This window comes from Mycolicibacterium alvei (assembly GCF_010727325.1).
Lineage (GTDB): Bacteria > Actinomycetota > Actinomycetes > Mycobacteriales > Mycobacteriaceae > Mycobacterium > Mycobacterium alvei.
In genome coordinates, this window is record NZ_AP022565.1 from 2,638,089 (window position 1) to 2,655,170 (window position 17,082).

The following is a 17,082-nucleotide window of genomic DNA, read 5'->3' on the forward strand; positions in this document are numbered from 1 at the left end:
GGAACCGGGCCGGGCAGCAGTCGACTGAGCGGGTTCGGCCGCGCTGCACCGGCAGATCACGAGCGGCCGGCTAGCATCAACCCATGCCATCCGAGCCAGGAGAGACAGGTCCCAAGCCCCGGATCATCGACCTGTTTGCGGGCCCGGGAGGGCTCGACGTCGGCGCGACATGGCTAGGCATCCCCACAACCGGGATCGAGCTCGACGCCAACGCCTGTGCGACCCGAACCGCTGCCGAGCTGAAGACAGTGCCTGACGACGTCCGGGCGTACGGGCCATCGGACTTCCCCGAAGCGAACGTCCTCACCGGAGGGCCACCGTGCCAAACATTCACCGTCGCAGGTACAGGTTCCGGAAGGCATGCGTTGGATGACGTCGTTCGACGCGTGACGGAGATGGCAGAAAGCCCGAAGGCTGAACACACGCTCGGCGGGTTCGCCGACGAACGAACAGGACTCGTCCTGGAGCCGATGAGGTGGGCGTTGAGTGCACTTCGCGCAGGTGCCCCATTTCAAGCGATCGTTCTGGAGCAGGTTCCAGCCGTACTACCGGTTTGGGCGGCGTTTCGCGCCGTGCTCGAGCGTTTCGGATACCAGGTCGCTCACGGCGTGCTCCGAACCGAGGAGTTCGGGGTCCCACAGACCCGCCGCCGTGCCATCCTGATCGCGCGATTGGGCACCCACGGCATCAGCCTGCCTGCACCGACCCACCACGGGTTCCGCAAGGGAGGACCTGAGCAGACCGCGTTCGATCTCGAGCCCTGGGTCTCGATGGGCGAGGCACTCGGTCACGACGTCGACTTCACCGTGGTCTCGAACTACGGCAGCGGTGGCGACCCACGTAACCGGGGCGTCCGTCATTCTGACGAGCCGTCAGCCACGGTGACGGGGAAGATCATGAGGAATCGGCTCCGCTTTCCTGACGGCGATTGGCGCCGCCTGTCACACCAAGAGGCCGGCGTTCTGCAGACCTTCCCCCGCGACTACCCGTGGTCGGGAAAGGACATCGGCCAACAGATCGGCAATGCCATTCCACCTCGCCTTGCCGTGCACGTGCTGGCCCAGGCTATCGGCGTCACCTTTGACGGCGCGAAACTCGACCAGGTGGTCACTGCCCGATGGGAAGACAGTCGCCTCGGACCTCTAGCTGCCCAGCCCGCGGAGCTTCGAGATCTCGCGAGCACCCTTGACTGATCCGCTTCAGCCACACCCGGCCCGGAGCGCCTCGATCTGATGGCAAATGGCGTCGGCGACAGCCTCTGGGTCTTCGTGCTCCCAGAAACGGAGCACTGTCCACCCACGTTCTGACAGTTCGCCGTCGGTTCGACGGTCCCTCTGAACGTTCCCTGCCAGCTTCAGCGCCCACCACTCCTCATTCGCCTTCGGGCTGGTCTTGTGGTCAGGACAGCCGTGCCAGAAGCAACCATCGATGAACACAGCGAGGCGGATGCCCTTCCAGCTGAGGTCAGCCTTGCACCTGAGATCAGCTTCCGGGCGCGCATCCACGCGATAACGAATGCCGCGTGAGTGAAGAATTTTCCGGACCAGCAGCTCTGGTTGCGTATCTCGGCGTCGCTGCTTGCTCATACGCGAGCGGACCACACGAGACGACGCCGCCGGCCGTCGCGTCACCGAATCTCCATCGGCAATCTCCCTGCTCACCACGTCGAATCCACCCGCCACGAGCTTAGATGGAACGCGAATCCCGAGTATTGGGTGATCGAATCTCGGCCAAGCGATCACTGCGCTTTCTCAAGAAGACCAAACGTCTGATCACACGGCGCAACTCACCGGAAACCCGGACGTCGAAGTTCACCACGGGCAAGATCTCCGGCCCGACCCACACGCTTGCGCTAGGCAAGTCCGAACCTTCTTCGTTCCACGTACCAGCGACCCTCGACAGGCCTATCCTGCTGCTTGTTCGATGTCGAGCAGTTCGGCGCCCTCCGGCCCCAACGACCGGAGCCAACGCGTTGACCACCCCACCGGTCGCCATGTCGGTCCTCGTGAGTATGGTTCGCGCAACCGCTCGATATTGACGCGGCCGCATAGGGCGATTCGAGGTTAGGCCGGGGGTGGTCAGGGTGCACGCAGTTCGTTGCCTCGTGGCGCAGCCGCCGTTGCGGGCGCGCATTACTTCAGCCTGCCCATGAGTACGCCAGAACGCCCGCTGCCTCCCGCGATCGAGGCGGCGCACCGCATCCTCGCTCAGCTCGGGCCACTTGTTGCCACCGACTTGAGGGAACGGCTGAGCGCAGAGGGTTTCAATCAGCCGCTGGAGCGGCTGCAACTGTTGCCCGATCGATTTCCGCGCCGGTTTGGCGTTACAGCAGACGGGCTGATCAGAGTAGCGATTGCCGGCTTCGAGAGCGGCAACGAACAGTCGGAAGGCCCCGCGGCCGATGACGACTGGTACGTCCCGAACACGACGCGCATTCCGTACGGCCGCGTGGCGGTGCTCGATATCGAGACGACGGGTCTGAACCGAACCACGGACTTCATCACCGAGATTGCCCTGATTCGCCTCGATGGCACGGTACTGGCAGACATCGCAGTGGCCACGCCCGATGATGATTTGCGTCCGGCAATGCCCTTTGCCGATGCAGTGGCCACACTGACCACTGCTCTGCAGGACGTCGACCTCCTCATCGGTCACAACCTGCTCGCGTTCCACCTGCCGTTCCTCAAGGACGCCGCGAAGGCCGCCGGCATCGAGAGCCCGCCGTTCCCTCAATCTGCCGACACCTTGCACCTGTCCTTGCTCGTCGATGTGGCGATGCCGAATCGCCAACTCGCGGACCTGACCCAGCACTACGGGATCCGCAACGACGAGCCTCATCGCGCGCTGTCGGACGCCACGGCGACCGCCGCGGTTGCCCGCGAGATGCTGGCCGCCGTCGACATGAACGACCCCAGTTGGCCGCTCGCCATCGCCACACTGGAAACCCACAGCAGTCCACTGGCCTTGCTGCTGCCCGCATTGCAAGCAGCACCGGACATCGAAACGTTGACTCGCCCGCCCGATCCACTCCTCGTCCCGTCTGGCCACGCGACCACCGATGCATGGTCGGCCACTCGGGACAATTTCCCGGTGTTGCGCGAGCGCCGCAACCTCCGCCCTCGTCCTGCACAACAGGAGATGGCCCACGCTGTCGCCCAGGTGCTGGATGCCGGCGGGAGGCTTGCCGTTGAGGCACCGACCGGTACCGGCAAGTCGCTGGGATACCTGCTGCCGGCGCTCGGCCGCGCATCACGCCCCCGTCAACCGGTCGTTGTCGCCACAGCAACGAAAGCGCTCCAAAGCCAGCTGCGCGATGAAGCCAAACGGCTCCAATACGAAAAGCTGCTGACTGCCCCGTTCCGGCAGATCCAGGGCGTGAGCAACTATGTCTGCGCACGCGAACTCGAAGATGCGTTGCCGGACAAGGAAATCTCTGGGCTGGCAGCCGCGGTGGCGCTCCGCACCATCGCTGAATCACCCACCGGCACTTGGGATGACGTCACCGATGAAGTGATCCGTCGCCCCGACACTCGCTATGCCCGCACCCGGGCCCGACTGCGCACCAATGCGGCAGGTTGCGACCGTGCGTCATGCAAGTGGTCTTCGATCTGCCCATTGATGCAGCAGATCGAAGACCTCGACAAGTCGCCTGGCGTGCTGTCCGTCAACCATGCACTCATTGCCAGCTGGGTGAGAGTCGGACGGAGTCCGGGCAATGTCCTCGACGAGGGCCGAGCCGACCTGATCTTCGACGAGGCGCACACCCTCGAAGATTCGTTGACCGCGGCGTGGACGGAACGCGTCGACGCGATCGAGCTCGAGATCCTGGTCAACGTCTTGTCTCGTCGTTCGCGACTCCTGCGTGATATCCGGTCGAAAGCCGGTGGAGGCCCGACGGTCGGTGAAGCCGTTCAGGCCGTCACCACTGCATCTAGCCAGATCCGTTCTGCTGGTGATGAATTCGCCCGAGCAATCGACACCTACCTACACGAGTATGCGGGTAAGGCCGACGCGGCGGTCCTTCAGTCAGGGGTTGTCACCAACCGACCCGAATTCCGAACGCTTCGACAAACCGGCGCGTCTGTGCGCTACGCACTGATTCAGCTCGCCAAAGCGGTCGCCGCCCTGAGAAGTGCACTCACCGATACGAGTGGGCTGAACTCCGCAAAACAACGCCTACGCGGATATGCAGAACGCATCGACAATGCGATCGACTTGCTCGGCACCCTGGGCACATTGCCCGACAGCCATCTTTGGGTCTACCGGCTCGCGGCCGACGAAGACGACCCCGCCGCATGGGCATTCGAACGCCTCCCGATACATGTGTTCCCCGAGTTCCAGCAGCACGTGGTCGATCGGACCCACTCGACGGTTCTGTGCTCGGCAACGTTGACCGTCGAGCATCGCTTCGATTACCTCGCCTCCCGGCTGGGCATCAGCATCAACCCTGACCCGGTCGAAGGCTCCTTCCGTGGGCTGACGCTGCGCTCCCCTTTCGACTACAAGCAACAGTCGAAAGTCATTCTCACCAACCATCTCCCGATCCCGATCCCCGTGAACGAACGAGAATTCTGCGAGGAGATGACCGCCGACCAGGCCGGCTTCCTCTCACTGGCGGGCGGCAAGACGCTCACCCTCTTCGCAGCCCGTTCACGGATGGAAACCGTCGCCGACGGCGTCCGAACGAAGTCTGCCGAGCTGGCCGAACGCGGCGTCGAACTTCTCGTACAAGGTGAGCAGGGCCGGACGCAGATTGCGCATCGGTTCAGGTCCGAACCAGGGACCGCACTATACGGACTGAAGTCATACTGGGAAGGCTTCGACGCTCCCGGCGAAACCCTGTCGTATCTGTTCATCGAAAAGCCGCCCTACCCGCACCCCGACGATCCTCTCGTGTCCGCTCGCCAGCGGGCCATCGCCGAGCGCGGTGGGGATCCGTTCCTGGAATACATCCTGCCCATGACGGCCATTCAGTTCACCCAGGGGTTCGGTCGGCTCATCCGTTCCGAAACCGACAAGGGCGCTGCCCTGGTGTGCGACCGCCGACTGCACTCACCGACGCAGGCCCAGCGGGTTCTCCTCGGATCACTGCCCGGGCCCAGCCTCCACGAGGCCACAGACCGCGATGATGCCTGGACCACCGCCATCGAGTTCGTCACCGGTGCGGCACCCGACCTGTCGTCCGCGATCACGTTCGGTCGTGACGACGTGACCCAGATGCTGGAGGAGCTGCGACTCGTCGAGGGGGAGGATCCCACCGCGAAGTTCATCGAAGCCGCCGAAAAGCTTTTCGGGATAACCAATCTCCACCCCAAGCAGCTGGAAGTCATGCTTGCCATCGCCCAAGGCAAAGACATTCTGGCCGTGCTGCCTACTGGGTTCGGCAAATCGTTGTGCTTCCAGCTACCCGCACTGCTCGCTCCACAGGCGCGCGCCACCGTCGTCGTCTCCCCGTTGATCGCGCTGATCAAAGATCAGGTGAACGATCTACGTGGACGCCGCGGCATTCGACCTGTTCAGGGCATCACCGGAACGACATCACGTGTAGTGCAGAGCGAGATTCTTCGCGACACCGCCAATGGAAAGGTTCGGCTGCTATATGTCTCGCCCGAACGACTTGCCCGAGATCCGGTGCTGCGTCGCGCATTAGGACGCCAACAACTCAACGGTGTCGTTGTCGACGAGGCCCACTGTGTCTCGGTATGGGGGCACGACTTTCGCCCAGAATTCCGTCAGGTCCCCACCTCGGTCGCCAGCTTTGACACACGTCCACCGCGTGCAGGCCTGACGGCGACCGCCACCCCCGAGGTCGCGACCGACATCGTCGGTGCGATGGACATGCACGATCCGACGACGGTACGTGAGCCCAGCGACCGTCCGAACCTGCGGTTCCGGGTGATCGAATGCGGCAACGAGCGAGAGCGTGTTCGAGAACTGTTGCGGTTCGTCACCTGGTCGGGCGACACCCCGGGCATCGTCTACGTGTCGAAACGCTCATTGGCCGAGGAGATCGCCGCCATGCTGCGCCGTGCGGGCCATCCTGCACGGCCCTACCACGCCGGTATGGTTCCCGAACAACGCGACGCCGCCCAAGAGGACTTCGATTCGGACACGACCCGAATCATTGTGGCAACCAAGGCTTTCGGTATGGGCATTAACAAACCCAACATCGGCTGGGTTGCTCACTACGACCTGCCCGACTCACTCGACGGATACGCACAGGAGGCCGGCCGAGCGGCGCGGGCTCCGAATATCACCGGCGAGTGCCTGCTGCTGTACACCAAGGCCGATCTCGGTCGACGGAATCGCCTCATCAGCGCCCACGAATCGAAAGCCGATGCGGCGATCACGCAACGCCTGCTGACGGCGCTGTGGGAATGCCCCGATCGCGGTGACAGCAGGGTTTTCGATATCGATGAACTGGCTGACCGACTCGAGATCGAGGACGACGAGATCAACGTCCACCTTGCTCAACTCGAGCGTGTGGGCGCCCTCAAGCTCGGCCTCGACTGCTCAGCGAGAGGCACCGTCGATGTCGGCTTCCACCAACCCGACGACGAGGCCGAGCGTCGGCTCTTCCGCGAGTTGTTCTACAAGAAGTTCCGGGCACGCCCAAATGTCCGTCTCCAACTCGACTTCCAACAGCTCAAAGACAAACACGGCTATGACCCTGACGCACTGGAGGAACAACTGATCGCCTGGTCACTCGACAGGCTGATCACGTTCTCCAGCTCGCGCAGGCTCCGGCGGGTAAAACTGCTCTCGACCCACGCTTCGCAGGAGGCGCTGGAGCGCGAATCGGCACGTTGGAAACACTGGCAACAGCGCCGGTTGCAGGCCATCATCGATTACGCCACAAACCAATCCGACTGCCGTCGCATCGTCGTCGGGCGTCACTTCGGGGACACTGTCGGCAACTGCACCAGCCGTGACATAGCGGAGTGCGACCACTGCAGTGGCGGATCGGCGCCATGGGCATCACTGGCCGACCATCTGGTCGCCGACCCCGAACTGCTCGTCAACGCCGAGCTGACCGTGCTGCAGGCAGTCGCTTGGTCATCGGCCTATCGCAAGGGCTTCTATGGGGAAGCCAGCTTGAGCGCCGCGGTCCTCGGCAAAGACTCCCTCGGTGAAGGGCGGCCACTCGGGGCAGGCGTCCTCAGCTGTCCTCAGTTCGGTGCACTCCGTCACGTCCGCAACGGCCAAAAGCGTTGGGAAGATGCGGTCGCCAAGCTCTTGCGAGACGGTCTCATCGAACGGAAATCGGTGCAGCGTGAGGGCGCGCGGACCCCGTATCAATCTCTGGTGCTCACTTCTCTCGGCGCGCAGACACTCGGAATGACGGTGAAGAACGATGATTGAGAAACGAATCACTCAGCAGCTGCTGGAAGCCGGCGAGCTCACACTCACCGAACGTGAGGCCGCGGATCTGGCGCTGCCGCAACACAGCACCACGCTCAGCTTCGAACTGGAAGGCGAGCCCTTCCACGTGCAATGGAGTGGACGTTCAAGACAACTCACCGGCGACCTGTTGACCGAGCGGTTGCAGGATTACGGCCAAGACCGGGGTCTTCTCCGACTGCGCCAGGTCGGCGAAGTGTACCGGCTGTTGCTGCTACCGCCTGGAACGTCACCAATCACGCCCCCAGTGCACCCACCCGTGGTGGTGGTCCCCAAGCTAAAAGTGTCCAAGGTGGAGCGGCGGCGAACGGTGGACCGACAGTTCCACGCCGACTCCGAATACGATTGGAAGTCCAGCCCCGGCAACTCCATCGGGTTTCTCAAGGAGGCGCGCAAACTTCTTGGTGAGCAACTGAAGGCCGCCGGATTTGATCCGCTCGAAATCGTCGAACTTCGCCTGCAGGGCGAAGAGCTGGCCACCCTTGACGATTTTGATGAGCTTCTCGCCGTCGATGTGGCCAATGTCGATCGAATGCCCCATCAGGAAGCCGTTGCCCGCCACGCGCTGTCGCGCCTACGTGGACGCGCGGTTCTAGCCGACGAGGTCGGCCTGGGCAAGACGATCGAAGCCGGTCTGGCCATCAAAGAACTGACGCTTCGGGGCTTGGCGAAGCGGGTCCTCATCCTGTGCCCTGCTCCCCTGCGCGAACAGTGGCGCGAAGAGATGAACCACAAGTTCGACCTCACATTTGATGTCGCGCTCAATAGTCGGGAGGTCGGGAAGCAAGACAAGTTGATCCTCACCCTGAATTTGGGCACTCGGGCCATCGACAAACTTACTGCGAAACCGTGGGACATCGTTATCGTCGATGAGGCTCACCGCGCAGCGGGGAAGAACGCTAAGAAGACGCGCGAGCTGATCACCGCTTTGACGACCGCCTGCCGGTACGCATTCTTCCTGACGGCAACACCGGTCCAGAACGACTTACTTGAGCTATACCGACTGGTGGAGCTGCTGCGACCGGGCACATTCACGTCGGTGAACGACTTCAAACGACAGTTCATGAAGTCGTCCGACCCGCGCACGCCCAATGACCCGGCAGCGCTGCGCCGGTTGATCAGCAGCGCCATGATCCGCACCACTCGTGCCCAAGCCGGCGTTGACCGGGTGCAACGAGTCGCAGTCGACGTACCCGTCGATCTCGGTCCCCGTGAACGCGAGTTGTATGCGCTGAGCACTGATCTGCTCCGAAATGTCATGCGCGACAGCGGAGACACCATGCGTCGACGCAGCCTGGCGCTGCGACTGACGGCCAGCCCCTTCTCGATGGGGACCACTGCGATGCGCATGGCTGAGCGCCATCCCAATCCTCGGGTCCGTTCTGTCCTGAGTGAAGTCGGCCACCTCGCCATGGACATCCAGGGATCAGCCCGCGAGAACAAGGCCCTTGAGATCACCCGCGGCTGGGTACGCGAGCACGGACGCGTCCTCATCTTCACCCAGCACACAGATACGGTCACTGGGCTGTTACGCCGGATGGATGCCGAGGGGCTGCACGCGCGTTCGTTCCACGGATCGATGTCCCCGAGCGAGCGAGCCAAGACCATCGCTGCCTTCAGGTCGGGCGAAGCACCGGTCATGATCTCGACCGACGCCGGCGCCGAAGGTCAGAACCTGCAGTTCTGCAACTGTGTGCTGAACTTCGACCTCCCGTGGAACCCGATGCGCATCGAGCAACGCATCGGCCGTGTCGACCGTCTGACACAGCCGAAAGACGAAGTCTTCGTCGCAAATCTCTACGCACGGGGAACCATCGACGAGAGTGTCTATCAGTTGCTGGCCTTGAAGCTGAGGATGTTCGAGCTACTGTTCGGACAAGTCACCACGATCCTCGGCGAGCTCGACGACTCGAAATCAGCATCCTTCGAAACACGGGTCATGGAAGCACTTTTCGCCGACAACGACTCTAAAATGCAAGGGCTGCTCACCCAGCTGGGCACCGAGCTCGCCCAAGCGCGCGACCGTGCGTCCACGCTTATCGCCACCGACAGCGGCCTGAGCAACTGGATGGCGTCGGCGTTTGAGCATCGAAAAGATCTGACCAAGGCCGGTAGCAGCGAATTGGCGCCCGCTGTGAGCGAGCGTGCGCGGATGCGTCAGCGGCGCGTACAGAAGTGGGCACGCAAGGTCCTCAAGGCACTGGATGCAAGGCTGCTCCATGACACCGGCGAAGGCGACGGCGCCTTCCTCACCGCCGAGTTCGACGAGGAGTTCGAAGAGGAACTCGGCGGTCGGACCGTCATGCATCTCGCATTCGACCGGATGGGGCTCGAACAGCATCCAGACGCGGAGCTCTGTGCAGTTGGCTCACCGGTCTTCGACGAACTGCTCGGCCTTCTGCGGATGCGTGGCGACATGCATGCGACAGTCCCGGTCATTCCCGACGACATCGGGCCTAGCCCATACAAACACGCTTCAACACTGACGCTCGTACGGCGCAGGCTTATTCCGTCGGGCTCGTGGAGCGGCCAAGCGACCTTCCGCGCGACTATCGGTGAAGCCGAAACGTCCGAGCATCTGATCACCGCTGATATCAATGGCCACAACAAACAACGGCTGCCCCGCCGTCCGCTGCAGGACGGCGAAACGCTCCCCGCCGTGTTCAACACGCCATCGGAAGTTGTTGACCAGTTCGAGAAGTCGGCGGCCGGCCAACTTGAATCGCTACGTCGTGACAGAGAAAAACAGGTAACGAAAGACCAAGCCCACGAGCTGAAACGAATTGCCAAGGGCTACAGCGCACAGATCGATGAAGCCACCTACGAGGACAAAGCACGGCTCACCAAGGCGCTGCGTTCCGAGGAGAAGCGTCTGAGTCGACAGCCCGACATCCGTGCCAGGGCGAAAGTACTTGCCGTGACGCTGGAGGAGGACGATTGGATTGTCGAGGAGACGTGGGCCGGCCCCAGTGGTGACGAGCGAGAGCTGACGTACGAGTGGGGTCTGCCTGCTCCAGTCGTCGAGAGTGACGTATCTGGCAAGCCGATCAAGGTGCTGGCCCACTGCTCCGGAGCGCACTGGATCGATGAATCAGAGTCAACCCATTGCGGATCTTGCGATAAGTACCTGTGCACAGAGTGTGGTGACGACGCCGTCTTCGCCGATTGCCCGATATGCGGCACGGCCACCTGCCGCGCATGTCGCACCAAGACCAGCGGATTGTGCAGCGGATGTGCGACACCGGTTCGCGCGCCGCAGCTAGACGAGGAATATGCGGTCGCCTGGACGTTGAGCCATGGGGCGACATTGTTGGTCGGTGGGCGAGTAGCGCAACTGATCCGCCCCAGCGGATGGACGGAAACTCTGCTCTCGAAGGAAGACATCGCCGATCGCGAGCGAGCGCGAATCCGTTCGTACGCTGCACAAAACAAGCTTCCGTTCGACTGCGGACTGGCCTTTCGCGACCTCACACATGAGCCCCCTCACTCAGACGAAACGCGAGTCAGGATAGGCACGGCGACCGCCGTCGACATCGAATTCTCTCTCGCTGACACTGTGGGCACGGCTATCGACAGCAAGGCTGTTGCTGACCTACCCAAGTATTCGGACACGCCTGTCCGAACCGAGCAGGAATTCCGGCTCGAATCCGTGCTTCAAAATCTTCGGCGCAACGTTCCGCCGCCGGCTCCCCCTACGATCCTCGTCACCCGCCGTTCGAGGTTCACCGACTTTTACCTGGAAGCCGACCGCATGGTGAAGGAAGTCACGTCGGTCGACAATGATGGTTCGTTCACGACGAATACGGTTGAATATTCTCAACTTCAATGGCGTGGTCACGCCGAGAAGACGTCCACGCTCGCCACGGCGGCGTTGGAGCCCGTACGCCTGTCAATTCAGGCACGGAACGAAGCAATATTGGTGAGCATTCGAAAGCCCAGCTACTTGGGTAGCGAACAGGAATGGCTCGCCGGCCCCGATGAGACCTCCCTGCCACATCAACTAGGCTCCTTCGCTTATCTTGATTCACGTGGCAAGCCCGGAGGACGGCTCGGCAAGCGCCTCGATGAGGCGCAGTCCATCAAGGGCCCCTTCCCGGCGCCAACCGAATGCACCCTGGTGTCGCGCGATATCCAACCGGTCGTCGAACACGTCGGAATTGAATCCGATTTCAACGCGATTGCCGCCGACATCGCAACATTGGCGACATTCGGTGTGCAACCGAACCAACGTGCTGCACATCGTATGGCGCGACTACCAGATGTACTGAAGCAAGCGTTCCTGAGCCGGGCGCAGCGACCGTTTACGGACCTGCTTTGCAACGGGTTCGAGGTGACCGAAACGTGGCAGGGCCATAGCCGGGCGATATACAAGTACCGCAGTTTCGACGGCGAACCGGTCTTTCCCAAACTCGACGACATCGGCATCCATGAAACCGATTTCGGTGTCTGCCGTGACGGTCACTTCTACGCTGCCGGCACGGCAGAACGATGCGAAGCGTGCGATTCCTGGGCATGCAGGGCCTGCGATTCGGTCGGGGGCCTTGCCGCGATCAAATGCACCGGCTGTTCAGCCTCAGTGTGCCGACGGTGTTCGATCTCCGTCCACACTGTCTCCCGAGACCACTGCCTGCTATGCAACAACCTCGCCTGTTCAGACTGTGGTAGAGATCCCCAGGTTTCCAGCTGTCCTGTGTGCAAACGCAATACGTGCGGCGCATGCCGAGTCGGCGAAGTATGCCCAGCCTGCTCTGACCTGCACGTGGCGACACGACAGGAAATGGAAGGCTTGCCGGTGGAGCTGGCCGCGGTGGGCGCCTCCGTCCTCATCGGAACAGACGCGGATGCCACAGTAGTAGTAATGACTCGCGGTGGCGCCGCCGAACAGGCGCTCATTCGACACGGATCGATTGCGCAGTGGTTTGCCTTCGGCCGGAACATGATTGACTTCGACTACCGGTTGAGGCTGGCGGCTAGCGCAAAGTACAGGACCCAGATGGTGCCCATCCACGAGGTACTCGTACCCGAAACGGCGCTCCCAGATCCTCATCTCGTGTTGGAAACCGAACGCACCTTCCACGCCACCTGGTCTAGCTCCGAGCTTCAGGTTGCCGAGCGAAGCGCAACGGTGTTCACAAGACCTGATCAGAACCTTGCGTCGTTGGCGGTCGACGAATTGCCATCTGCCGCGACACTTCCCGACACCATCCCCCGCACGCCACCTGCCGTTGCGCAGATCCTCAAGGGTTTGCAGGAACCCACCGCGACGAGTCTGCGTCTCCGATGGGAGCGGCACGGCCACGACGTCGCGATAACACCGGCAGGCATCCTCGAAGTGACAGTGGACGGATCTGGTGCTCATCGCCAGATGGCCGCATGGAGTCGAGGTCATCATGCAGCCCTACCGACGTGGGTAGCCGAAGCATGGCAACCGGCGCCGCGCTTGTATGCCTATGCAATCGGGCAGCATGCCGAGGCGGCGATCTTCGGCCTGGCGTCGCTGCGAGTCCTTGGGGTTCGGCGCGCGGCGCAAGTCGACTGGTACGTGATCAGGCCGTCGGAGAATGCCGCCGCGGCAACAGCGCTGTCGCGTTCGATGGGACTTGGTGACGCAGACGGTGTCTCGGCGTTCACCGACCCGGCGAAGCTCCGACTCTCCACTGTCACGAACGCCGCATCATCGCCTACGCTCAACGTTGATCCCGTAGGAGCGCTGACAGCGGGACCCCGTATGGGGGCGGACACCACATGGGCAGCACTAGCGGCTTGGACGCCGACGGCAAGCGTCGTAACACCTGACGCTCAGCCGCTCTCGGCCCGGCTCGCCGCTGCTCTCGAGCAGACATTGGGCGCCGTGGGTCCTCAGACCACGCTCACCATCGGCGCTCAACTCAAGCAACTTGTAACAGTTTACGGCGGCCAAGAATGGCACTACGATCGCCAACTCGCGGCCGGCCAACGAGACGCGCGGCGAGTCAGTAAAGCCACCGGTCATGCGATGGACGTCGGCATGATCGATCGCGAGGGCCATTTTGGGGTGGACAGCCCACCGTGTGAATACTGCGGCGGCCGGACCTGCGCAGAGTGTGTCGACCGAATGCTGCTGTGTACATGCTGCACGATGCCGATCTGCAAGCGATGCGCGCGAGGGACCACCGGCGAGCTTTCGCTGTGCCCCGCATGCATCACGACGCGGTCGCCCACGCGCAAAGAAGCGCGTGAACACGGCCGACTCTTCATGACCCGTCGAATGCTCATCGGCACCGATCCGCAACACACCGTAGTGTTCGAGCTATCCAAGGATCAGTGGACGCGCCACGTGCCCGATAAGGACGGACAAATCGTTACCCACGCCGCAAGCGCGGCATTCTTGAACGAAAGGTTGGCTGGTTCTGGGTCAACTCCACCGAATGAGTAGCGGTGGTTTGACACCATGCCGGCCATCACGGATCCCCGAGACCACAAGCACCGCAACAGTACCTGGCCGCCCGTTCGCATCGGCATAGCGCGATCAGTGCCAGGTTTGAGTGTGAGTAGATCGTCATGTCGAGGTGAGCCCGTCGCAGTGGTCCAGTTGATCTGTCCCCTCACAGCTCCAGCTTCCATCAGTATGGGCTCGCTCGGTGATTACTCGTCGGGTCGGCGAACCGTGCAACTTATCTGAATACCTCGGATCGTAACGCTACGTGAGATCGAATCGTCCGTCGCGCAACCGTTCCGGAGCCCGCGAGTCCAGCAACTCCGTCCGATCCTCGGGATGCCGCCAATAGTGCCGAACTAACCAATACAGTGACACACCCGTCGGGACGTAGAGGCTCAGGCCGCCGATCACCTTCTCGCTGCCATCACGTAGGCACAACACCACCGAACTGCCAGCCTTCTTACCGTCCTTGGTTTCGGAATGATCCTTGACGTCGACAATGTCATCCCATTCCACGGTCCCCGTTTTGAGCACGTCGGCGATCTCAACCATTGCCGGGTTGAATTTGAGGTATCCGACTCCGCCGCGCCGCATCCAGCTAATTAGACCGATGACCGCGAACACCGCAGCCGCTATGAACAGCGCAGGGGAGAAGATTTGGAGCCCTCGCGACATGGGAATGTCGATCAAACCGCGTGGTATGAAGAACGCGAGCAGCAGGGCGGAGGGGCCGATCGCCGCCAGTCCTATCAAGTACAGCATGCTCAACCGCTTATCCGGCCACACGGTGAGCCCCGTTGCGTCGCTGGAGGTCCGCGTCTGTGTCTTGCCGGCTGCCGCCAGCAGAAGCGCAGCCATCATCAGGACTGGAAACGTGATGAATCCGAGAATCAAAACCGTCGTCAAGTAGTTGCCGCGCAGTCCAGCCAGGATCCCCCGGACAACGAAGTAGACCATCCCCACGGACACGACGAATCCCGCCCACACCGCGTGCTTGCCTGCTTTGGCCCAGTTCGCTGGATCGGGGAGATTCAGTTCGGACACAAAGCCTCCCCTACAAACTTGCCGATTTGTGCGCCACCGAAATCGCCGGGCCTCGGATACCGGTCAGCCTATGAATGCCTACCCGAGATCAAATCGTCCGTCGCGCAACCGTTCTGGAGCCCGCGAGTCCACCAACTCCGTCCGGTCCTCAGGGTGCCGCCAGTAGTGCCGGACTAACCAGTACAGCGCGACGCCCGTAGGGACATAGATATTCAGGCCGCCGATAACCTTCTCGCCGCCATCGCGCAGGCACAGAACCACTGATCTGCCGGCCTTTTTGCCGTCCTTGGTCTCCGAATGATCCTTGATGTCGACAATGTCATCCCACTCCACTGCCCTGGTTTTGATCGCATCAGCGATCTCGACCGATGCGGGTGTTAACTTGAGGTAGCCGACCCCTCCGCGCCGCCATCCGGCTATCAACCCGGCGATCGCAAACGCTACGCCCGCCATCATCAACGCGGGCGAGAAGATCTGCATCCCACGCGACATCGAAATGTCGACGGCGCCTCGCGGCACAAAGATCGCGAAGAGAACTCCCGATGGAACCAGCAGCGTCAGTCCGGAGAAGTACAACACGCTGAACCGCTTGTCGGGCCACAGGGTGAATCCGGTCCCGTCGCTGGTTGTTCGAGCTCTCGTCCGCCCAGCCGATGCCAGCAGCAACGCTAAGCACAACAGCGCCGGAAACGCGAGCAGTCCGAAGACGACAACAGATGTCAAGTAACTACCGCGAATCGTGGCCAGAACGCCCTGAACAACCATGAAAACGAGAACTGCAATAGCGCCCACGATCGCCCACACAGGTAGCCGACCAGCCTTCGCCCAGCTCGTCGGCTCGGGAAGGTTCAGTTCGGACACAGGACCTCCCCGACGAACTTACCCATTCCGGAGCCGCCGAGTCCTCCGGCAAGACCGAAAACTACAGCGCCAACCGGGACTGTGACAGGTGCAGCGGGCCCGCCGAAAGCACCGATCGCCGCGCCGACTTCCGCCATCCCCCAAGCACCACCACCACCTGCGGCGCCCGCGACGAGAGCGATGCATCTGTCCTTGTCCGACTCTGCCATCGCGAAATCGAACACCGTAGTCGCCACCGACAACGCCGGACCACCGAACTTCATGGTCTTGCCGATGCTCTCGACTGATTCCGCAGTGACCATTGGCAACGAACCACCGTGTCCGATGTGCTTTTCCAACCCAGACATCCCCGCGCCGGTGACCAGCGACACTCTGTCGATCAAGTCGACCGGCACCTTACTCGGTTGCCCCGCCGGCGGGGTGAAGCTAGCACTCCGGTGCCCGGACGAGTCCCTGGACATCAAGAGATTCGATTGATTTGCATAGGTGATCGACGTGTAGTCGGTGTCGGTACCCGCATCGCGCCAGGAACTCGTCGTCGCCACCCGCTCACCGTTCTTGTCGAACTCCTCGATCTGGTAGAAGTTCTGTTTGCTCGGCCAATCGAAGGGATCCATTCGCGTGGTCACCGCCTTGCTGCCGTCCTGTTTGATGACCGTCTTCGTCTCCTCGCCGTTCTTGTTGGTCGATTCGATGATTTCGCGGACATGCATCTGCTCATCGGCAGACCGGATCGCCTCCTGACCCATCACACCCGGCACGGTCCTCGGGTCAGGTACCTGATCGGGGGGCCGTTGAGCCGTTGGAAGCAGCAACCCGCCGAGATCAGTTGCCGGCCTTGGCTCGATGTACCCGAACTCGTGGCCCGCCGCCACCACAGCGTTTGCAGTCGCATCGTCAGCGTCACCGACCGCGATCAGCATGCGGTTGATAACTCCCTGCTCCTCTAACGCCAGCGCCTGCAGCTTGGCCATCTCCTCCTCTGACATGAACGCCGGGTCAACAAGTACCACCCACTGATCAGACACATTCAGCGGCCCGGAGTCGACCTCATCAGCCTTCGCAATCAACGTGCTGCGCGCACTCCCGATCGATTCCGCGCCGCCGCTAAGCGCAGCCGCCACAGCGTTGGCGTATCCAGAAAACTTGACGGCATCACGCTCTGCACGGGTGAACATCGCAGCGGCCGCTTCATGGGAACGGCCCGACCATGACTTCATCGCGGGCATTTCCTGGCACGATTGATTGATTCCCTTTACCGCACCCGAGACGGATCCCGCAGCCGACTTGATCGCAGCTGCGGACGTGGTCAAGGAGTCTGGATTCCAACCAATCAAGGTGGGACGAGACGGCAACAT

The 17,082-nt window shown here is 62.0% G+C and carries 7 protein-coding genes; 3 read left to right on the forward strand and 4 right to left on the reverse strand.

From position 1 onward, the window contains the following. Window positions 1-83 precede the first annotated feature (83 nt). Window positions 84-1,193 carry a DNA cytosine methyltransferase gene (locus G6N44_RS12660; protein WP_163664435.1) on the forward strand — a complete coding sequence of 370 codons (1,110 nt, stop codon included), beginning with the start codon at window positions 84-86 and terminating at the stop codon, window positions 1,191-1,193. 6 nt (window positions 1,194-1,199) lie between these two features. Here the strand turns inward: G6N44_RS12660 and G6N44_RS12665 are convergent, their stop codons facing one another. Then, complete coding sequence (locus G6N44_RS12665) at window positions 1,200-1,586, reverse strand: very short patch repair endonuclease (RefSeq protein WP_163664437.1); 387 nt, start codon at window positions 1,584-1,586, stop codon at window positions 1,200-1,202. A 562-nt stretch (window positions 1,587-2,148) separates the two neighbouring features. On the opposite strand from G6N44_RS12665, the gene G6N44_RS12670 reads away from it, so the two are divergent. Both G6N44_RS12670 and G6N44_RS12675 read left to right on the forward strand, forming a co-directional pair. Then, window positions 2,149-7,362 (forward strand): RecQ family ATP-dependent DNA helicase, encoded by a 5,214-nt coding sequence (locus tag G6N44_RS12670; protein ID WP_163664439.1) that lies wholly within the window; start codon window positions 2,149-2,151, stop codon window positions 7,360-7,362. Then, window positions 7,355-13,816: a DEAD/DEAH box helicase gene (locus tag G6N44_RS12675; RefSeq protein ID WP_163664441.1), complete on the forward strand. Its 6,462-nt coding sequence runs from the start codon at window positions 7,355-7,357 to the stop codon at window positions 13,814-13,816. Before G6N44_RS12670 ends, G6N44_RS12675 begins: the two co-directional genes overlap by 8 nt. 264 nt (window positions 13,817-14,080) lie before the next feature. Here the strand turns inward: G6N44_RS12675 and G6N44_RS12680 are convergent, their stop codons facing one another. The 3 genes from G6N44_RS12680 to G6N44_RS12690 form a co-directional block, all read right to left on the reverse strand. Then, entirely contained in the window at window positions 14,081-14,863 is a 783-nt protein-coding gene (locus tag G6N44_RS12680) for a hypothetical protein (RefSeq protein WP_163664443.1), read from the reverse strand. 78 nt (window positions 14,864-14,941) lie between these two features. Further along, window positions 14,942-15,724, reverse strand: coding sequence for a hypothetical protein (locus G6N44_RS12685; RefSeq protein WP_235683017.1), 783 nt, complete (start codon window positions 15,722-15,724; stop codon window positions 14,942-14,944). After that, window positions 15,712-17,037 carry a hypothetical protein gene (locus G6N44_RS12690; RefSeq protein WP_235683018.1) on the reverse strand — a complete coding sequence of 442 codons (1,326 nt, stop codon included), beginning with the start codon at window positions 17,035-17,037 and terminating at the stop codon, window positions 15,712-15,714. Before G6N44_RS12690 ends, G6N44_RS12685 begins: the two co-directional genes overlap by 13 nt. Window positions 17,038-17,082 lie beyond the last annotated feature (45 nt).